This is a genomic window from Variovorax sp. OV329 (assembly GCF_900114785.1).
GTDB lineage: Bacteria > Pseudomonadota > Gammaproteobacteria > Burkholderiales > Burkholderiaceae_C > Variovorax.
This window is the reverse complement of record NZ_FOUG01000007.1, coordinates 246,162-262,378: the sequence shown is the minus strand read 5'-3', so window position 1 is coordinate 262,378 and position 16,217 is coordinate 246,162. Positions and strand designations below refer to the sequence as shown.

The 16,217-nt window shown below is 66.1% G+C and carries 17 protein-coding genes and 1 tRNA gene; 7 read left to right on the top strand and 11 right to left on the bottom strand.

Annotation, left to right across the window (positions count from 1 at the left end):
- Nucleotides 1-3 precede the first annotated feature (3 nt).
- The gene (gene lptG, locus BM345_RS14590; RefSeq protein WP_093380572.1) at nucleotides 4-1,113 is read right to left on the bottom strand and encodes an LPS export ABC transporter permease LptG; all 1,110 of its coding nucleotides are present in this window, start codon (nucleotides 1,111-1,113) and stop codon (nucleotides 4-6) included.
- Nucleotides 1,110-2,234, bottom strand: coding sequence for an LPS export ABC transporter permease LptF (lptF, locus tag BM345_RS14585; RefSeq protein WP_093380571.1), 1,125 nt, complete (start codon nucleotides 2,232-2,234; stop codon nucleotides 1,110-1,112). Before lptF ends, lptG begins: the two co-directional genes overlap by 4 nt.
- A 24-nt stretch (nucleotides 2,235-2,258) precedes the next feature.
- Here lptF and BM345_RS14580 point away from each other — a divergent pair, with 24 nt between their 5' ends.
- The 4 genes from BM345_RS14580 (at nucleotide 2,259) to BM345_RS14565 (ending at nucleotide 6,017) form a co-directional block, all read left to right on the top strand.
- Nucleotides 2,259-3,764, top strand: a complete 1,506-nt coding sequence (locus BM345_RS14580; RefSeq protein ID WP_093380569.1) for a leucyl aminopeptidase — start codon at nucleotides 2,259-2,261, stop codon at nucleotides 3,762-3,764.
- Complete coding sequence (locus BM345_RS14575) at nucleotides 3,761-4,207, top strand: DNA polymerase III subunit chi (RefSeq protein ID WP_093380568.1); 447 nt, start codon at nucleotides 3,761-3,763, stop codon at nucleotides 4,205-4,207. The genes BM345_RS14580 and BM345_RS14575 overlap by 4 nt, the downstream gene beginning before the upstream one ends.
- Nucleotides 4,207-4,671 (top strand): beta/alpha barrel domain-containing protein, encoded by a 465-nt coding sequence (locus tag BM345_RS14570; RefSeq protein WP_093380566.1) that lies wholly within the window; start codon nucleotides 4,207-4,209, stop codon nucleotides 4,669-4,671. The genes BM345_RS14575 and BM345_RS14570 overlap by 1 nt, the downstream gene beginning before the upstream one ends.
- A gap of 140 nt (nucleotides 4,672-4,811) precedes the next feature.
- Nucleotides 4,812-6,017 carry a branched-chain amino acid ABC transporter substrate-binding protein gene (locus BM345_RS14565; RefSeq protein WP_093380564.1) on the top strand — a complete coding sequence of 402 codons (1,206 nt, stop codon included), beginning with the start codon at nucleotides 4,812-4,814 and terminating at the stop codon, nucleotides 6,015-6,017.
- Nucleotides 6,018-6,110: 93 nt separating this feature from the next.
- On the opposite strand, the gene BM345_RS14560 is transcribed toward BM345_RS14565, so the two are convergent.
- From BM345_RS14560 to BM345_RS14535, 6 genes are all read right to left on the bottom strand, one after another.
- Nucleotides 6,111-6,335: a hypothetical protein gene (locus BM345_RS14560; protein WP_093380562.1), complete on the bottom strand. Its 225-nt coding sequence runs from the start codon at nucleotides 6,333-6,335 to the stop codon at nucleotides 6,111-6,113.
- Nucleotides 6,336-6,369: 34 nt separating this feature from the next.
- Nucleotides 6,370-6,642, bottom strand: a complete 273-nt coding sequence (locus tag BM345_RS14555) for a hypothetical protein (RefSeq protein WP_093380560.1) — start codon at nucleotides 6,640-6,642, stop codon at nucleotides 6,370-6,372.
- A 192-nt stretch (nucleotides 6,643-6,834) separates the two neighbouring features.
- Nucleotides 6,835-7,248, bottom strand: coding sequence for an FHA domain-containing protein (locus BM345_RS14550; RefSeq protein WP_175545012.1), 414 nt, complete (start codon nucleotides 7,246-7,248; stop codon nucleotides 6,835-6,837).
- 467 nt (nucleotides 7,249-7,715) lie between these two features.
- Nucleotides 7,716-7,806, bottom strand: a tRNA-Ser gene (locus tag BM345_RS14545).
- A gap of 78 nt (nucleotides 7,807-7,884) precedes the next feature.
- The gene (locus BM345_RS14540) at nucleotides 7,885-8,805 is read right to left on the bottom strand and encodes an SPFH domain-containing protein (protein WP_093380557.1); all 921 of its coding nucleotides are present in this window, start codon (nucleotides 8,803-8,805) and stop codon (nucleotides 7,885-7,887) included.
- Nucleotides 8,806-8,854: 49 nt separating this feature from the next.
- Complete coding sequence (locus BM345_RS14535) at nucleotides 8,855-9,283, bottom strand: NfeD family protein (protein WP_093380556.1); 429 nt, start codon at nucleotides 9,281-9,283, stop codon at nucleotides 8,855-8,857.
- 114 nt (nucleotides 9,284-9,397) lie between these two features.
- Here BM345_RS14535 and BM345_RS14530 point away from each other — a divergent pair, with 114 nt between their 5' ends.
- Nucleotides 9,398-11,671: an arginine/lysine/ornithine decarboxylase gene (locus tag BM345_RS14530; RefSeq protein WP_093380554.1), complete on the top strand. Its 2,274-nt coding sequence runs from the start codon at nucleotides 9,398-9,400 to the stop codon at nucleotides 11,669-11,671.
- Between the two features lie 19 nt (nucleotides 11,672-11,690).
- On the opposite strand, the gene BM345_RS14525 is transcribed toward BM345_RS14530, so the two are convergent.
- From BM345_RS14525 to BM345_RS14515, 3 genes are read right to left on the bottom strand one after another with little or no spacing between them, the layout of a single operon-like run.
- Nucleotides 11,691-12,551 (bottom strand): DMT family transporter, encoded by an 861-nt coding sequence (locus BM345_RS14525; RefSeq protein WP_254789738.1) that lies wholly within the window; start codon nucleotides 12,549-12,551, stop codon nucleotides 11,691-11,693.
- Complete coding sequence (locus BM345_RS14520; RefSeq protein WP_093380553.1) at nucleotides 12,548-13,093, bottom strand: phosphonate degradation HD-domain oxygenase; 546 nt, start codon at nucleotides 13,091-13,093, stop codon at nucleotides 12,548-12,550. The genes BM345_RS14525 and BM345_RS14520 overlap by 4 nt, the downstream gene beginning before the upstream one ends.
- Nucleotides 13,094-13,097: 4 nt before the next feature.
- Nucleotides 13,098-13,859 (bottom strand): phosphonate utilization associated transcriptional regulator, encoded by a 762-nt coding sequence (locus BM345_RS14515; protein WP_093380551.1) that lies wholly within the window; start codon nucleotides 13,857-13,859, stop codon nucleotides 13,098-13,100.
- A gap of 165 nt (nucleotides 13,860-14,024) precedes the next feature.
- Here BM345_RS14515 and BM345_RS14510 point away from each other — a divergent pair, with 165 nt between their 5' ends.
- On the top strand, nucleotides 14,025-15,059 hold the full coding sequence (locus BM345_RS14510; RefSeq protein ID WP_093380550.1) for a putative 2-aminoethylphosphonate ABC transporter substrate-binding protein: 1,035 nt from the start codon (nucleotides 14,025-14,027) through the stop codon (nucleotides 15,057-15,059).
- Between the two features lie 10 nt (nucleotides 15,060-15,069).
- On the top strand, nucleotides 15,070-16,161 hold the full coding sequence (locus BM345_RS14505) for a putative 2-aminoethylphosphonate ABC transporter ATP-binding protein (protein WP_093380548.1): 1,092 nt from the start codon (nucleotides 15,070-15,072) through the stop codon (nucleotides 16,159-16,161).
- Nucleotides 16,162-16,217 lie beyond the last annotated feature (56 nt).

Sequence of the window (16,217 nt, the reverse complement as noted above, 5' to 3'; positions counted from 1 at the left end):
GCCCTAGCGCCTCAGCACCAGCCAGCCGAAGGCCGCCAGCGACATGATGGTGTAGATCAGCCCCGGCGCCGCCGAGGTTAGCATCGGCGACCAGTTGCCCAGGTTGCCGATGTAGCCGAAGACGTTGTTGAGCAGGAAGAAGCTGATGCCGATCATCACGCCGCCGAACACGTAGGTCGTGATGCCGCTCTGGCGGAAGTGCAGGTAGGCGAAGGGCAGGGCCAGCACCACCATCACCAGGCAGGAGAGCGGATAGAACACCTTGCGCCAGAACTCGATCTCGTAGCGCTGCGCGGTCTGGCCGTTGGCGTTCAGGTGGCGGATGTACTCGAACAGCGCGGCGGTGCTCATCCTGTCGGGCTTGAGCAGGGCCACCGACACCATTTCTCTGGTGAGCGTGCTGGGCCACGTGTAGGTGGGCATGGTCACCGTGTCGATGTGCGCGCGGTCGGCGTCGGCGCGGGTGTCGTAGAGCTGGCGCTCCACCTGCTCGAGGTGCCAGCTGCCGCCGCCGATGCGCGCCGACTGCGCCGTGGTCAGTGCGCTCAGGAAGCCGCGCTCGTCGAACTCGTAGATGCGCGGATTGCTCAGGTTGCCGCCCCGCGAGATCGATGCCACGTTGACCGCGAAGGACCTGTCATCCTGCTTTTCCTTCAGCCAGGCGCCGGTGGAGCCTGTGGCCGAGAACACGCCCTTGTAGCGCGCCTCCAGCAGCTGCGACACGCGGTCGGCCGCGGGCGTCAGGTAGTCGCCCGCGATGAAGGTCAGCACGACGAAGCCCAGGCCCAGCACCAGCAGCGTGCGCAGCGCCCGCCACGGCCCCAGGCCGCTGGTGCGCAGGATGGTGTATTCGGAGCTTTGCGCCAGGCGCGCCATCACGAAGATGGTGCCGATGAGCACGGCGATGGGCAGCAGTTCGTACAGGTGGTTGGGGATCAGCAGCGCGACGTACAGCAGGGCCTGCGGCACGCCATAGCCCAGCGAGTCGGGTTTGCCGATGGACTGCATCTCGTCCACGAAGTCGAAGAAGAAGAACAGGCATAGGAAGCCCAGGGCGACGAAGCCCACCGACTTCAACACCTCGACATAGATCAGGCGCCGGATGGTCCTCACGTCGCGGCCTCTGCGATCGTCTCAGGCCGGCGGGGCCGGCTGAACTTCAGCAGCGACCAGTTGTTGTGGCGCTTGGCCAGCCACAGTAGCGCGCCCACCAGCACCCCGCCATGCAGGATCAGCAGGTAGGTCCCCGGCTGGAACTGTCCGGCCGCGACCCAGTTTTCACCGAGGTTCAGCAGGTTGTAGTAGATGACGAAGGCAAAGGTCGCGAACAGCATGTTGGCGCTGCGGCCCACGCGCGGGTTCACGCTGGTCACGGTCAGGGCCAGCACCACGAAGTTGATGGCGGCCAGCAGCATGCCCACGCGCCAGCCGAACTGGCCCAGGTTGGCGGGGGTCGGGTCGCGCAGCAGGTCCATCGTGGGGCGCACGCGGGGCCGGTCGTTGGGCGCCACGTTTCCTCCGCCCTTCGAGTTGGCGCCCAGCCGTGCGCCGTAGACGCCGAACTCGCTGATCTGCAATTCGGACTTGTCCAGCGGGCGCTCCAGGCGCTGGCCGTTGCGCAGCATGAGGTAGCGCGAGTTGTCCATGTTCTCGATGCGCCCGGTCTGGGCCGAGGTGACGATCTGCGTGTCCTTCTCCACTTCGGAGATGAAGATGTTGTTGGCGGTGGTGCCGTCGGCCGTGTCCTTGTCGATGAAGAACACGCGGTTGCGGCCCGGCGATTCCTGGAACTCGCCCGGGGCCACGCGGTCGATGTCTCCGCGGGCCTGGTAGCGGTCGCGCATGCTCTGGGTCTGCGAGTTCGCCCAGGGCCAGCCCACCAGCGACAGCGCGGCGATCAGGATCAGGATCGGCCATGCGAACTGGAACAGCGGCCGCACGAAGGCGCCCAGTCCCTGGCCGGCGGAGAACCAGATCACCATCTCGCTCTCGGTGTACATGCGCGAGAGAGTGCCCACGATCGCGATGAACAGGCACAGGCTGAGGATGGTGGGCAGGTAGCCCAGCGAGGTATAGGACAGCACGAGGAAGACTTCGGACGGATTCACGCTCCCCTTGGCCGCCAGGCGCAGGGTGCGGATCAGCATCATCGTCACCACGATGGTGAAGAGCACAACGAAGGTCGCGCCGAAGCTTCGCGACAGTTCCTTGCGCAAGGAAGATTGGAATAACATCGACAGAGAGAAAAGAAAAAGATTATGGACTTTCAACTCAAGACCCTCACTCTTTCTCGGGCGGCGACCGAAAAAGCCGATGCATTGATCGTGCTTGCGGCCGATGGCGCGATCGCCGGCCAGGAGCCCCTGACCAAGCTGCTGGCCGATGCCCGCAAGGCGGGGGACCTCCCCGACAAGGCCGGCAAGGTCCTTTCACTTTACAAGCCGCTGGTGGGTGCGCCGCGCACGGTGGTGCTGGCTTCCTCGGGCGACGGCAAGGCCGGCGGGGTTCGCAGCGCCGTGATGGCGGCGCTGGGCGCGGTCAAGTCGGCCAAGCCTGCCCGTGTCGCCATCGTTTTCGCGCAGGCGGCTGACGAGGCCGGGGTGCGTGCGGCCGTGCTGGCCGCCTCCGATGCCTGCTATGTCTACCTCACCACCACCTCCAAGGCCGAGGCCAACCCGGTGCGCAACGTGCTGCTGGGCGTGGACGACGCGGGCGCGCTCAAGGCGGCCTTCGGCGAGGCCGTGGCGACGGCCGGCGGCATCGAGTTCGCCAAGGAATGGGGAAACCGCCCTGCCAACCATTGCACCCCGACCATCCTGGCGCAGGCGGCTCGCGGGCTCGCCAGGCAAGCCAAGGTCAAGTGCGAGGTGCTGGAGCACAAGGACGTGGTGAAGCTCGGCATGGGCGCCTTTGCCGGCGTGGCGCAGGGCTCCAGCGAGCCGCTGCGCTTCATCGTCCTGAATTACCAGGGCGCTGCCAAGAGCGAAGCACCGGTGGTGCTGGTGGGCAAGGGCATCACCTTCGACACCGGCGGCGTTTCGCTCAAGCCGGCCGCCGAGATGGACGAGATGAAGTTCGACATGTGCGGCGCGGCCAGCGTGCTGGGTGTGTTCCATGCGCTTGGCGAGCTGCAGCCCGCGTGCAACGTGGTCGGCCTCATCCCCGCCTGCGAGAACATGAACGATGGCAAGGCCATCAAGCCCGGCGATGTGCTCAAGAGCATGAGCGGGCAGACCATCGAGGTGCTCAACACCGACGCCGAGGGCCGCCTGATCCTGTGCGATGCGCTCACCTACGCCAAGCGCTTCTCGCCCGCGGCGGTGATCGACATCGCCACGCTCACCGGTGCCTGCGTGATCGCGCTGGGCGGCGTTCGCAGCGGCCTTTTCTCCAGCGACGACGCGCTGGCCAATGCGCTGCAGGAGGCCGGCGAGGCGTCCATGGACCGCTGCTGGCGCATGCCGCTGGACGACGACTACGCCGAAGGCCTGAAGAGCAACTTCGCCGACATGGCCAACATCGCCGGCCGTGCCGCCGGCGCGGTCACGGCCGCCAAGTTCCTGCAGAAGTTCACTGCCGACTTCTCCTGGGCGCATCTGGACATCGCCGGTACCGCCTGGAAGAGCGGTGCTGCCAAAGGGTCCACGGGCCGTCCGGTGGGCCTGCTGCTCACCTACCTGCTAAACAGCGCTGCCGGAGCGCAAGGCGCCGAGAAGGCGTCGGTACGCAAGAAGGCGAGCCGCAAGTCGCGGTCGGCAGCGTGACCGACATCGAGTTCCGGTTCAACCTGCCCGACCCGGTTGACTATGCCTGCCGGCTGCTGCGCAAGGGCGCCATGCAGGGCGGGGCGCAGCTGGTCGTCACCGGCAGTGCGGCCACGCTCGAGGCCATCGATGCCGCGCTGTGGCAGACCGAGCCCACCGACTTCGTCGCCCACTGCCGTGCGGACGCACCGGCCGAGGTCCTGCAGCGCTCTCCGGTCGTGCTGGCCGCCGCACCCGATGCTGCGCTGCCGCATCGCTCCGTGCTGGTGAACCTGGGCAGCGAGGTGCCCGCGGGTTTCGAGCGCTTCGAGCGCCTGATCGAACTGGTGGCCGAGGACGAGGCCGCGCGCGGCGCCGGTCGCGCTCGCTGGCGCCACTACAAGGACCGCGGTTACGGCATCCGCCACCAGGACGCCTTCGCCTCGGCGGGGGGCCGGGCCTGATGGTCACCTCCAACCGCACGCCGCCGCGCTTCGTGCCCACGCTCACCGCCGTGGTCGAGGTCCAGCCCGAAGCGCCGGCCGCGGCCCCCGTGCCGCCAGCAGCAGCGCCCGCCGCGCCGGCCAGCGAGGGCGGCAACATGATCGACGACCTGCATTTCGCCCCCCTGAGTCGTGCGCCCACGCCTGCGGCGGGCACGGCCGCCATGCAGATATCGGAAGAGGATGCCTTTCGGCTCGAAGAGGAATTGCTGCACCGCGTCTTGCAGCGCGTCGACCTCTCGCTGGAGGAGCGTTTGACCGACACGGTTTCGATCGCCGTGCAAAGGCAGCTCGACGCAATGATGCCCTTGCTTCGCTCGGAAATCGAGACGGTTTTGAGGTCGCTCGTCGTTGAAGCTTTGGCCCAGGAACTATCGGAAACCCCAGGGTCTGCGCCGCCTTTGAGACCCCCATCCTTGGGCTAAACTGCGCCGCGTTCATTGGCGCGAATTGGTGCCGACGAATTAAGGCGCGGCGCGGATATTGCTCCGTCAAAGCGCCCGGTCTCACGACCGGTTTTCTTGGTCTCTCGAAATTTCTCTATTCCATACCCTGGAGGTTTCCCATGCAATTGAAATGGACTGCAGTAGCTCTGGCAGCGATTACGCTCGTGGCTTGCGGCAAGAAGGAAGAAGCCGCCGCGCCGGCGCCGACTGCGGCAGCGCCTGCGGCAGCACCTGCGGCTGCGCCTCCTGCTGAAACTCTCGTCGTGAAGATCGGGCACGTCGGCCCCACGAGCGGTGCCATTGCCCACCTGGGCAAGGACAACGAGCTGGGCGCCAAGATGGCCATCGAAGACCTGAACGCCAAGGGCCTGAAGATCGGCGACAAGGTTGCCAAGTTCGAGTTGGTGGCCGAAGACGACGCCGGCGATCCGAAGCAAGGCACGGCCGTGGCCCAGAAGCTGGTCGACAGCAAGGTCAACGGCGTGGTGGGTCACCTGAACTCGGGCACCACCATCCCGGCCTCCAAGCTGTACAGCGACGCTGGCCTGCCCCAGATCTCGCCCTCGGCAACCAACCCCAAGTACACCCGCCAGGGCTTCAAGACCACCTTCCGCGTGGTGGCTGACGACACGCAGCTGGGTGGCACGCTGGGCAAGTACGCCGTGGAAACGCTCAAGGGCAAGAACATTGCCGTGATCGACGACCGCACGGCCTACGGCCAGGGCGTCGCCGAAGAATTCGAGAAGGCCGCAAAGGCTGCTGGCGGCAACATCGTCGGCCACGAGTTCACCACCGACAAGTCGACCGACTTCAACGCCATCCTGACCAAGCTCAAGGGCGAGAAGCCCGACGTGCTGTTCTTCGGCGGCATGGACGCCGTGGGCGGCCCGATGCTCAAGCAGGTCAAGCAGCTGGGCATGAACGTCAAGTTCATGGGCGGCGACGGCCTGTGCACGGGCGAACTGGCCAAGCTGGCCGGCGATGCCGTGGGCGAAGAAATGGTGGTCTGCGCCGAAGCCGGCGGTGTCGAAGGCGACTTCAAGCAGCCGCTGGAAGACTTCAAGACCAAGTTCAAGGCCAAGAACGGCGTGGACGTGCAGATCTACGCGCCGTACGTGTACGACGCCGTGATGGTGCTGGCCGACTCGATGGTGCGTGCCGGCTCGGCCGACCCCGAGAAGTACCTGCCCGAAGTCGGCAAGACCAACTACAAGGGCGTGACCGGCCCGATCGCCTTCGACGAGAAGGGTGACATCAAGAACGGCGCACTGACGCTCTACACCTACAAGGGTGGCCAGCGTACGCAGATCGCCGTGGTGCGCTGAGCATCAGCCGGCGCAAGGCGGGGCCGCAACGCCGCGCCAAAAAAGAAAAGGGCCTTCGGGCCCTTTTTTCTTTGCTGGTGGCAGTTGCTGCGGCTACCAGAACTTCCACCACGGCCGGTCCGTCTGGTACTCGGTCGTCACCGGCTCCAGGTCGACGTAGAAGCTGTCGCGCAGGCGGCGGCGCTGTTCCACCTCGAAGGACTGCGCCAGGCCGAAAGCCTCACGCTCGCCACGCAGCGCACGCGCACGCCAGTGGTGCGCCAACTCTGCCAGGTCGGTATCGCTGAAATTGCCAGGGTTGGGGTTCAGTTCACTCATTGCATCCGTCCGTCCTCGACCCGAGCATAGCCAGCTAGCGAAGCTCGATGACGCCGGTGACGGTTCCGTTCTGGTCAACGGTGCATTTGGAGAGACGGCCGGTACTTGTGTTGCGCAGACGCACCTCGTAAATCTCGGCCGCGGTGGTCACGCCGGAGCTTTCGACCACGAAGGAGTCGGGTGGCTGCTGAAAGCGCCGGGCGGCGGCCGAGACGCAATCCTGCTGGCCCTTCGCGGGGGCCTGGCTGCCCGGTGTGCTGATGGCGCAGGCGGCCAGCAGGCCGCACAGCGCGGCCGTGGTCAACATCGAATGGCGAAGGCGCATGGCGGTCGGTAGGGTAGGGAAGAAGCGCCGACCATACAACAAAGCGCCGGCAGCGGGCCGGTCATAGGACCGCAGCAATTCGCCGCGTGCAAGTCCCTAAAAAAGAAGAGCCCGCCGAAGCGGGCCCAAAGGTTGGCCTTGTTCCAACCGAGGAGAAACGACTGAAGAAATCATTCAGGCCCGGGCGGCGGCCTCCTGGTCCTTGGCGCGCTTGCGGGCAGCGGCCACCATGGCATCGAGGTCGGCCAGGGCGCCGGGAATGGTCACCAGGCGCAGCGCCTGGTCTTCCGGAAGGGCTTGCGTCTCGTAGAGGAAGCGGATCTCACAATCGCCGATCGTGATCATGTCGCCATTGCGCAAGGCTTGGCGGCGCACCTGCTTGCCATTCACGAAGGTGCCGTTGCGGCTGCCGGTGTCGATCACGGTGTAGTGGTCACCATCCCAGTCGATCACGGCGTGCGTGCGGCTCACCCGGTCGCTGTCCAGCACCAGGGAATTGCCTTCCTTGCGACCGATGGTCGTCAGGGCACCCTTGACGTTGATCTGGCGAATGCCTTGGCCCTTGGGGAGGATGATGAGTCGCGGCATGGTTGTTATTCCTTGTGGACCGAATGTGATCCGATGGCTGAACTTTAGGCGCCGAGTCCACCAGGGCGAAGGAAATATGTGGCGCTTTGGCGCAGGGGCGTGACGTGCCCATACATGAGCAGTAAAAAGTATGCGGAATTGCACACTTTCGCCCCCTGCGCATGGATTGAATCTCTTGCGCGCCACCATTCAGGCCCTCTTCGAGCCGCCGGAAAAAAAGAAAACCCGCCGAAGCGGGTTCAAACAGCATCTCGGGGATGGAGGGAGGAGGAGGGTCTTGGAGATGCCGAGGCCCTACTGTGGCGCGAATCGCAATTCAGCCGTTTAGGTCGGGAGACCGATCTCGCGTAGGACAGGGCGCCGCGCCGTGTCGTCCATGTCGATCGCGAGGAAAAGCCAACTGGGCGTCAGCGTCACTGCGCAGAAGCGAAAAACGGGCGCAAGGGCCCGTTTTCTCTTCCTGTTTGTGGCGGAGCAGGCGGGATTCGAACCCGCGGTGGGCTATTAACCCACACACGCTTTCCAGGCGTGCGACTTAAACCACTCATCCACCGCTCCGAGCCCACGATTCTAGCAGGGCGCGGAAGCGGTTTTTCTCTTGCACCCGGATATCGGCACCCGTTGGGGGCGCTCCCCTCAGGGCGCAGGCGTCTTGCCCGCCTGCACCATGCGCATCGCCGAGGCGATAAGCGTCGCCGTCTCGGTCATGTTGCTGGGCACGATGAGCGTGGAGGACGCGTCGGCCGCCACCTTGCTGTAGGCGTCCACGGCGCGCTCGGCGACCTTGAGCTGCACCGCCTGCTCGCCGCCCGGCTGCCGGATGGCCGCGGCGATGCGCTCGATGGCCCCCGCCGTTGCCTCGGCCACCGCAGAGATGGCGGCCGCTTCGCCCTGGGCGTTGTTGATCTGCGCCTGCTTCTCGCCCTCGGAACGGGCGATGAAGGCCTCGCGCTCGCCCGTGGCGATGTTGATCTGCTCCTGCCGGCGGCCTTCCGAGGCGGCGATGAGAGCCCGCTTCTCCCGCTCGGCGGTGATCTGGCGCTGCATCGCGTGCAGGATCTCCTTGGGCGGCGTCAGGTCCTTGATCTCGTAGCGCAGCACCTTCACGCCCCAGTTGAGCGCCGCCTCGTCGATGGCAGCCACCACCTGGGCGTTGATCACGTCGCGCTCCTCGAAGGTCTTGTCCAGCTCCAGCTTGCCGATCACGCTGCGCAGCGAGGTCTGTGCCAGCTGCGTGACGGCCACGATGTAGTTGGAGCTGCCGTAGCTCGCGCGCATCGGGTCGGTCACCTGGAAGTACAGGATGCCGTCCACTTGCAGTTGGGTGTTGTCACGGGTGATGCAGACCTGGCTGGGCACGTCCAGCGGAATCTCCTTCAGGCTGTGCTTGTAGGCCACCTTGTCGATGAAGGGGATGAGGAAGTTCGGTCCCGGCGACATGGTGCCGTGGTACTTGCCCAGGCGCTCGCGCACCCATGCGTTCTGCTGCGGAACGAACTTCACCGACTGGCTGATGAAGATGATGGCGATGACCAGGATGATCACTGCAACTTCCATGGTGGCCTTGTCCTTTCGTGTTGGCGCTATCTAGGGAGAAAAAACGGGTTCAGACCTTGTCGACCACCAGCCGGCTGCCGACCACCTCGGCCACCCGGTGCATGCCGGTGGCGGGCGAGGCGCCGGGGCGGGGCATGGCAGTCCACTGGGCGCCGCGATAGCGTACCGAGGCGGTTCCGTCCGGGTTCCAGGCTTCGATGAGCACGGTGCCGCCGATGTCCAGGTTGACGTCCGGGTTGGCCTGGCTGGGCGGGCGGGCAGCGCGTTCCTTGTGCCGGACCATGTACCAGGTGAGCACCGCGCCCACGCCGACCACGGCGGCCACCACCAGCTGGGTGGTCAGGCCGGCGCCCAGGTGGGCGGAGATGGCGGCGGCGGCAAAGCCGATGCCCAGGAGCAGCAGGTAGACGGTGCCGCTGAGCAGCTCGAGCACGATGGCGGCGCCCGCGATCAGCCACCAGACGGTGGGTTCAGCCATGGCACTTTCTTTCTTCAAACATTTCTGAGCCGATTCTGCGCGAAAGACGACAAGTCTCCTTCATCTGGATTCCGTACACTTCCGCCCTCATTGCCAGTTCGGAGCCTTCCCGCCATGAAATTTCGCTTCCCCATCGTCATCATCGACGAGGACTACCGCTCCGAGAACACCTCGGGCCTGGGCATCCGTGCGCTGGCCCAGGCCATCGAGGCCGAGGGCTTCGAGGTGCTGGGCGCCACCAGCTACGGCGACCTGAGCCAGTTCGCCCAGCAGCAAAGCCGCGCCAGCGCCTTCATCCTGTCGATCGACGACGAGGAGTTCAGCGTCGGTCCCGACCTCGACCCGGCGGTGCTCAACCTGCGCAACTTCATCGAGGAAGTGCGCCGCAAGAACTCCGACGTGCCGATCTACATCTATGGCGAGACCAAGACCAGCCGGCACCTGCCCAACGACATCCTGCGCGAGCTGCACGGCTTCATCCACATGTTCGAGGACACGCCGGAGTTCGTGGCCCGCCACATCATCCGCGAGGCCAGGAGCTACCTGGAAGGCGTGCAGCCGCCGTTCTTCAAGGCGCTGATCGACTACGCGGAAGACGGCTCCTATTCCTGGCACTGCCCGGGCCACTCGGGCGGCGTCGCCTTCCTCAAGAGCCCGGTGGGCCAGATGTTCCATCAGTTCTTCGGCGAGAACATGCTGCGCGCCGACGTCTGCAACGCGGTGGAAGAACTCGGCCAGCTGCTGGACCACACCGGCCCCGTGGCCGCCAGCGAGCGCAATGCGGCGCGCATCTTCAACGCCGACCACTGCTTCTTCGTCACCAACGGCACCAGCACCTCCAACAAGATGGTGTGGCACCACACGGTGGCCCCGGACGACGTGGTCGTGGTGGACCGCAACTGCCACAAGTCGATCCTGCACGCGATCATCATGACCGGCGCGATTCCCGTGTTCATGAAGCCCACGCGCAACCACTTCGGCATCATCGGCCCGATTCCCAAGAGCGAGTTCGAGCCCAGCGCGATCAAGCAGAAGATCCGCGCCAACCCGCTGCTCTCGCACGTCGATGCCGACAAGGTCAAGCCGCGGGTCATGACGCTCACGCAGAGCACCTACGACGGCGTGCTCTACAACACCGAGACCATCAAGAAGATGCTCGACGGCTACGTGGACACGCTGCACTTCGACGAGGCCTGGCTGCCGCACGCGGCCTTCCATCCCTTCTACGGCACCTACCACGCCATGGGCAAGCGCCGTGAGCGGCCGAAGGAGTCGCTGGTGTTCGCCACCCAGTCCACGCACAAGCTTCTGGCCGGCATCAGCCAGGCCAGCCACGTGCTGGTGCAGGACTCGCAGAACCGACAGCTGGACCGGGACCTCTTCAACGAGGCCTACCTGATGCACTCGTCCACCAGCCCCCAGTACGCCATCATCGCCAGCTGCGACGTGGCCGCCGCCATGATGGAGCCGCCCGGCGGCACCGCGCTGGTGGAAGAGAGCCTGCTCGAAGCCCTGGACTTCCGCCGAGCCATGCGCAAGGTGGAAGAGGAGTTCGGCAAGGACGAATGGTGGTTCAAGGTCTGGGGCCCCGAGAAGCTCATCGACGAGGGCCTTGGCCGCGCCGACGACTGGATCATCAAGGGCGAATCCCGCACGGCCAAGTGGCACGGCTTCGGCAACCTGGCCGACGGCTTCAACATGCTGGACCCGATCAAGTCCACCGTGGTCACGCCCGGCATGGACCTGAACGGCAAGTTCGCCAAGACGGGCATCCCGGCGTCCATCGTCACCAAGTTCCTGGCCGAGCACGGCGTGATCGTGGAGAAGACGGGCCTGTACAGCTTCTTCATCATGTTCACCATCGGCATCACCAAAGGCCGCTGGAACACGCTGCTGACGGCGTTGCAGCAGTTCAAGGACGACTACGCGCGCAACCAGCCCATGTGGCGCATCCTGCCGGAGTTCTGCCAGCAGCACCCCGGCTACGAGCGCATGGGCCTGCGCGACCTGTGCCAGCGCGTGCACGAGTTGTATGCCAAGTACGACATCGCGCGCCTGACCACCGAGATGTACCTCTCGGACCTGACGCCGGCCATGAAGCCCAGCGACGCCTTCGCCTATATCGCGCACCGCAAGACCGAGCGGGTGGAGATCGACGAACTGGAAGGCCGCATCACCACCAGCCTGATCACGCCGTACCCGCCCGGCATCCCGCTGCTCATCCCGGGCGAGGTGTTCAACAAGAAGATCGTCGACTACCTCAAGTTCGCGCGCCAGTTCAACCTGGAGTGCCCGGGCTTCGAGACCGACATCCACGGCCTGGTGAGCAAGATGGACGAGAGCGGCCATCGCCGCTACTACGCCGACTGCGTGCGCAAGGAAGGCTGAGCGAACTCGCCCGCCGGCGTCAGCCCAGCCGCAGGGACATGACGCCGGCCAGGATGACCAGCGTGCCCAGTGCGCGCTGCCAGCCGAAGTCCTCGCGCAGGAACAGCGTGCCGATCAGCGCGGCGAACAGCACCGAGGTCTCGCGCAGCGCGGCCACCACCGCCACGGGCGCGTGCGTCATCGCCCACAGCGCGATGCCGTAGCTGCCCAGCGAGGCGATGGTGCCCATCAGCGCGACCGGCCAGCGCCCGCGCATGTAGGCCAGCGCCTCGCGGCGCCGCCCCGGCCGGCGCCACAGCACCAGAAGCAGGAAGGGAATGCCATCGAACAGGAACAGGCCTGCGACGTAGGCCAGGGCGTCGCCGGCGATGCGCACGCCGATGCCGTCGACGACGGTGTAGAGGGCGATGATGGCCGCGTTGGACAACGCGAAGGTCAACGCCTTGCCGCGGTGCGAGCCTTCCACGTGCATGGCCGAGCGCGACAGCCCCAGCGTGATCACGCCCACGCAGAGCACCGCCACGCCGATCCACGCGGTGCGCGACAGGCCCTCGCCGATGAAGCTCAGGCTGCCCAGCGCCACCAGCAGCGGCGCGCAGCCGCGCATCAGCGGATAGGTCAGGCCCAGGTCGCCGTACTTGTAGGCGCCGGCAAGCGCCACGTAGTAGCCCAGGTGGATCACCAGCGAGGCCAGCATGTAGGGCCAGGCCCCCGGCTTCGGCAGGCCGGTGTGCATCAACAGCGGGATGGCGACGAAGAAACCCAGGCTGTGCACCAGCGCGGTGTCCAGCGCCTTGTCCTTGCCGGCCTTGATGAAGGCGTTCCAGCTGGCGTGCAGCAGGGCGCCGAAGAGGACGGCCAGGAGGATCGGCCCGCTCACAGGCTGCAGCGCCGGGCGCGTTCCAGGAAATGCGACAGCGGTGGGGTGGGGCGGTCCGATGCCTTGGCCAGGTCGTCCCACAGGCGCAGCTGCACGGCGTCCTGGGCATGCGGCCGGGCGATGAAAGCCTGTGCTTCTTCCGCCGAAAAGACGCCGCCCTGCAGGACGAGGCTGCGCCTGGAGTCTTCGGACAGCGAGGCCCAGTGCTCGGGCCGCGTCGCGCAGAGGTAGCGCTTGGCATCCACGTGCCACTGGATGGCATGCAGCAGGCGCTCGCCGAACAGGCCGCGAAGGAAAGGCAGGGCGAAATACTGGTGCAGGTCGTCGATGCCACGCAGCGAGGGCGTCTCGCCCTGCTCGTTCAGCAGGTGGCCCAGGTCGTGCAAGAGGGCGGCGGTGACCAATTCGTCGTCTGCCGCTGCGAGTTCGGCCAGGTGCGCCGTCTGCAGCGCATGCTGCAGCTGGGTGACGGGCTCGCCGCTGTACTGCTCTGCGCCGCGGCGCTCGAACAGGGTCTGGATGTCGTCGATGTCGAGGGCCATGGCGTCAGGCGGCGACGCGCGCAGGGCTGCGCCGGCTGGACGACCGGGTGGCCACGGCCTTGGCCGGCGCCGGCTCGCCCGCAGTATTCCTGTCGCGGTAATACGCAAGGGTCCGCTCGCGGCTGTTCATCACATGCTGAAACATCGCCTGCCCGGCCGCCTCGGGGTCGCCGGCGGCGATGGCCTTCACGATCTGCTTGTGCTCGCGCGTGTACACGGCCATCGATTCCGGCGTGAGGTTCTGGCGGCGGAACAGCGAGAGTTCGTTGACCAGCTTGCGGTAGGTGGTGGTGAGCTTGGCGTTGTCCGAGAGCTCCAGCAGGCGGTCGTGGAACTTGAGGTTGAGGCGGTGGTAGTCGCGGGCGTTGTCGCCCTTCACCGCCTGGTCCATGGCGTCCACCAGCTGGCGCAGCTCCTTGACCTGGGCCGGCGTGATGGTCTCGGCCAGCTTGCGGCCCACGTACAGGTCCATCACAGCGCGCACCTCGAAGATCTCCAGCGCCTCCTGCAGCGGCACGTCGCGCACGAACACGCCGCGGTTCTTGATGGTGCTGACCAGGCCGGACTCCTCCAGCATGCGGAAGGCCTCGCGCACCGGGCCGCGTGACACGCCCAGCTGGTCGGCGAGGGTGGATTCGGTCAGCTTCGCACCGGACTGGAGCTCTCCGTCCAGGATCATGCGCTCGATCTCGGCCTGCACCAGGGTGGTGAGCGAATGGCTCTGCAACTGGGCGATGGCGGACTGGCTGGAAAGAGGGGTGGCCATGCTGGGGAAATCGTAAGAGGTTGATGGGAGATTGTCTACGATCTACCAAAGACAATAGACAAAACTCTGACGCGGGCCCCGATTTTGCTTTGCAGTTGTGTCATGAAGATGACTTCTCGCGAAGCCACATTCCTTGTTTTCCAAGAACAGATGGAGTCCCGTCCCATGACCTACGCGAAACGCATCCTGGCCGCCGCCATCGGCCTCGTCCTCTCGGGCGCAGCCCTGGCGCAGAAGACACAGCTGACCGTCTATACCGCGCTGGAGACCGACCAGCTCAAGGCCTACCAGGAAGCCTTCAACAAGGTCGAGCCCAACATCGAGATCAAGTGGGTGCGCGATTCCACCGGCGTGGTCACCGCCAAGCTGCTGGCCGAGAAGGCCAACCCGCAGGCCGACGCGGTGTGGGGCGTGGCCGCGTCCAGCATGGCCCTCTTCGACAAGAACGGCATGCTGGAGCCCTATGCGCCGATCAACCTCGACGCCATCATGCCGCAGTACCGCGACAAGAAGTCGCCGCCGGCCTGGTGGGGCATGGACGTGTTCGGCGCCGTGGTGTGCGTCAACACCGTCGAGGCCAGGAAGAAGAACATCCCGATCCCGACCAGCTGGAAGGACCTGACCAAGCCCGAGTTCAAGGGACAGGTGGTGATGCCCAACCCGGCGTCCTCCGGCACCGGCTACTTCGACGTGGTGGCCTGGCTGCAGCTGTGGGGCGACGAGAACGGCAAGGGCGGCGGCTGGAAGTACATGGACGCGCTGCACGAGAACATCGCGCAGTACACCCACTCCGGCTCCAAGCCATGCAACATGGCTGCCGCCGGCGAGTACGTGGCCGGCATTTCCTTCGAGTACCGCGGCCACACCAACAAGGCCAAGGGCGCGCCCATCGAACTGGTGTTCCCCAAGGAAGGCCTGGGCTGGGACCTAGAGTCCTTCGGCATCTACAAGGGCACGAAGAAGCTGGACGCGGCGAAGAAGCTGGCCGACTGGGCCTCGTCCAAGGACGCGATGCTGCTGTACGGCAAGAACTTCGCAGTCACCGCGCAGCCCGGCGTGGCGCCCAAGCTGGCCAACGTGCCGGCCGACTACGAGTCGCGCTTGATCAAGGTGAACTTCGACCAGGCCGCGAGCTCGCGCGAGCGCACCCTGGCCGAGTGGACCCGCCGCTACGACGCCAAGAGCGAGGCGAAGAAGTAAGGCCACTGCCATGACCGACGCCAAGTACCTGCAGCTGCAGGGCATAAGCAAGCACTTCGGCGCCTTCACCGCGCTGGACAAGGTCGACCTGGCGATCCGGCGCGGCGAGTTCGTGTGCTTCCTGGGGCCTTCGGGCTGCGGCAAGACGACGCTGCTGCGCATCATCGCGGGCCTGGAGTCGCAGAGCACCGGCAGCATCCTGCAGGGCGGGCGCGACATCTCCGTGCTGCCGCCGGCCGACCGCGACTACGGGATCATGTTCCAGTCCTACGCGCTCTTTCCCAACCTGAGCGTGTCGGAGAACGTGGCCTACGGCCTGGTCAACCGCAAGCAGCCGCGCGCCCAGATCGCCGCGCGGGTGGAAGAGCTGCTCAGGCTCGTGGGCCTGCCGGGCAGCGGCGCCAAGTTCCCGGCGCAGATGTCGGGCGGCCAGCAGCAGCGCGTTGCACTGGCGCGGGCCCTGGCCACGTCGCCCGGCCTTCTCCTGCTGGACGAGCCCCTGTCGGCGCTGGACGCCATCGTGCGCGTGCACCTGCGCAACGAGATCCGCAGCCTGCAGCGGCAATTGGGCGTGACGACCATCATGGTCACGCACGACCAGGAAGAAGCGCTGTCGGTGGCCGACCGCATCGTGGTGATGAACCACGGCGTGATCGAGCAGGTCGGCACGCCCATGCAGGTGTACCGCGAGCCGGCCAGCGCCTTCGTGGCCAATTTCGTGGGCAAGGTCAACCGCCTGCGCGCGGTGGCCGAGGGCGACCACTGGTACCGGGTGGGCGACAAGCGCCTGCGCTGCCTGCCCGACGCCGATCCGGGCTGCAACGCCGGCCGCGAGGTCTCGCTGTACCTGCGCCCCGAGGACCGCGTGGTGGACGGCCTTCGCGAGGACGATCCGCTGCGCTGCGCCGGCCGGGTGCGCAGCGTGGAGTTCCACGGTGCCAACTGCATGGCCGAGGTGGATGTCGACGGCATCCCTGACCAGTCCATGCAGCTGCAGTTCTCGCTCAACCAGATGGACGAGTTCAACGTGCACGAGGGCGGCATGGTGCATTTCGCGCTGCGCGCCGACCGCCTGCGGGTGTTCCCGACGGCCGTCGCTTGAGCGTCGAGGTGTCCATGCACGGTCCTCTCGTCGGCGTCGATCCCGCCCAGGCGCTG

Coding starts and splice junctions, on each gene's coding strand:
- BM345_RS14505 (WP_093380548.1), top strand. CDS start 15,070: ATGACCGACGCCAAGTACCTGCAGCTGCAGGGCATAAGCAAGCACTTC.
- BM345_RS14535 (WP_093380556.1), bottom strand. CDS start 9,283: ATGGCTGAACCCACCGTCTGGTGGCTGATCGCGGGCGCCGCCATCGTG.
- BM345_RS14530 (WP_093380554.1), top strand. CDS start 9,398: ATGAAATTTCGCTTCCCCATCGTCATCATCGACGAGGACTACCGCTCC.
- BM345_RS14510 (WP_093380550.1), top strand. CDS start 14,025: ATGACCTACGCGAAACGCATCCTGGCCGCCGCCATCGGCCTCGTCCTC.
- BM345_RS14560 (WP_093380562.1), bottom strand. CDS start 6,335: ATGAGTGAACTGAACCCCAACCCTGGCAATTTCAGCGATACCGACCTG.
- BM345_RS14555 (WP_093380560.1), bottom strand. CDS start 6,642: ATGTTGACCACGGCCGCGCTGTGCGGCCTGCTGGCCGCCTGCGCCATC.
- BM345_RS14515 (WP_093380551.1), bottom strand. CDS start 13,859: ATGGCCACCCCTCTTTCCAGCCAGTCCGCCATCGCCCAGTTGCAGAGC.
- BM345_RS14570 (WP_093380566.1), top strand. CDS start 4,207: ATGGTCACCTCCAACCGCACGCCGCCGCGCTTCGTGCCCACGCTCACC.
- BM345_RS14580 (WP_093380569.1), top strand. CDS start 2,259: ATGGACTTTCAACTCAAGACCCTCACTCTTTCTCGGGCGGCGACCGAA.
- BM345_RS14550 (WP_175545012.1), bottom strand. CDS start 7,248: ATGCCGCGACTCATCATCCTCCCCAAGGGCCAAGGCATTCGCCAGATC.
- BM345_RS14520 (WP_093380553.1), bottom strand. CDS start 13,093: ATGGCCCTCGACATCGACGACATCCAGACCCTGTTCGAGCGCCGCGGC.
- BM345_RS14565 (WP_093380564.1), top strand. CDS start 4,812: ATGCAATTGAAATGGACTGCAGTAGCTCTGGCAGCGATTACGCTCGTG.
- lptF (WP_093380571.1), bottom strand. CDS start 2,234: ATGTTATTCCAATCTTCCTTGCGCAAGGAACTGTCGCGAAGCTTCGGC.
- BM345_RS14540 (WP_093380557.1), bottom strand. CDS start 8,805: ATGGAAGTTGCAGTGATCATCCTGGTCATCGCCATCATCTTCATCAGC.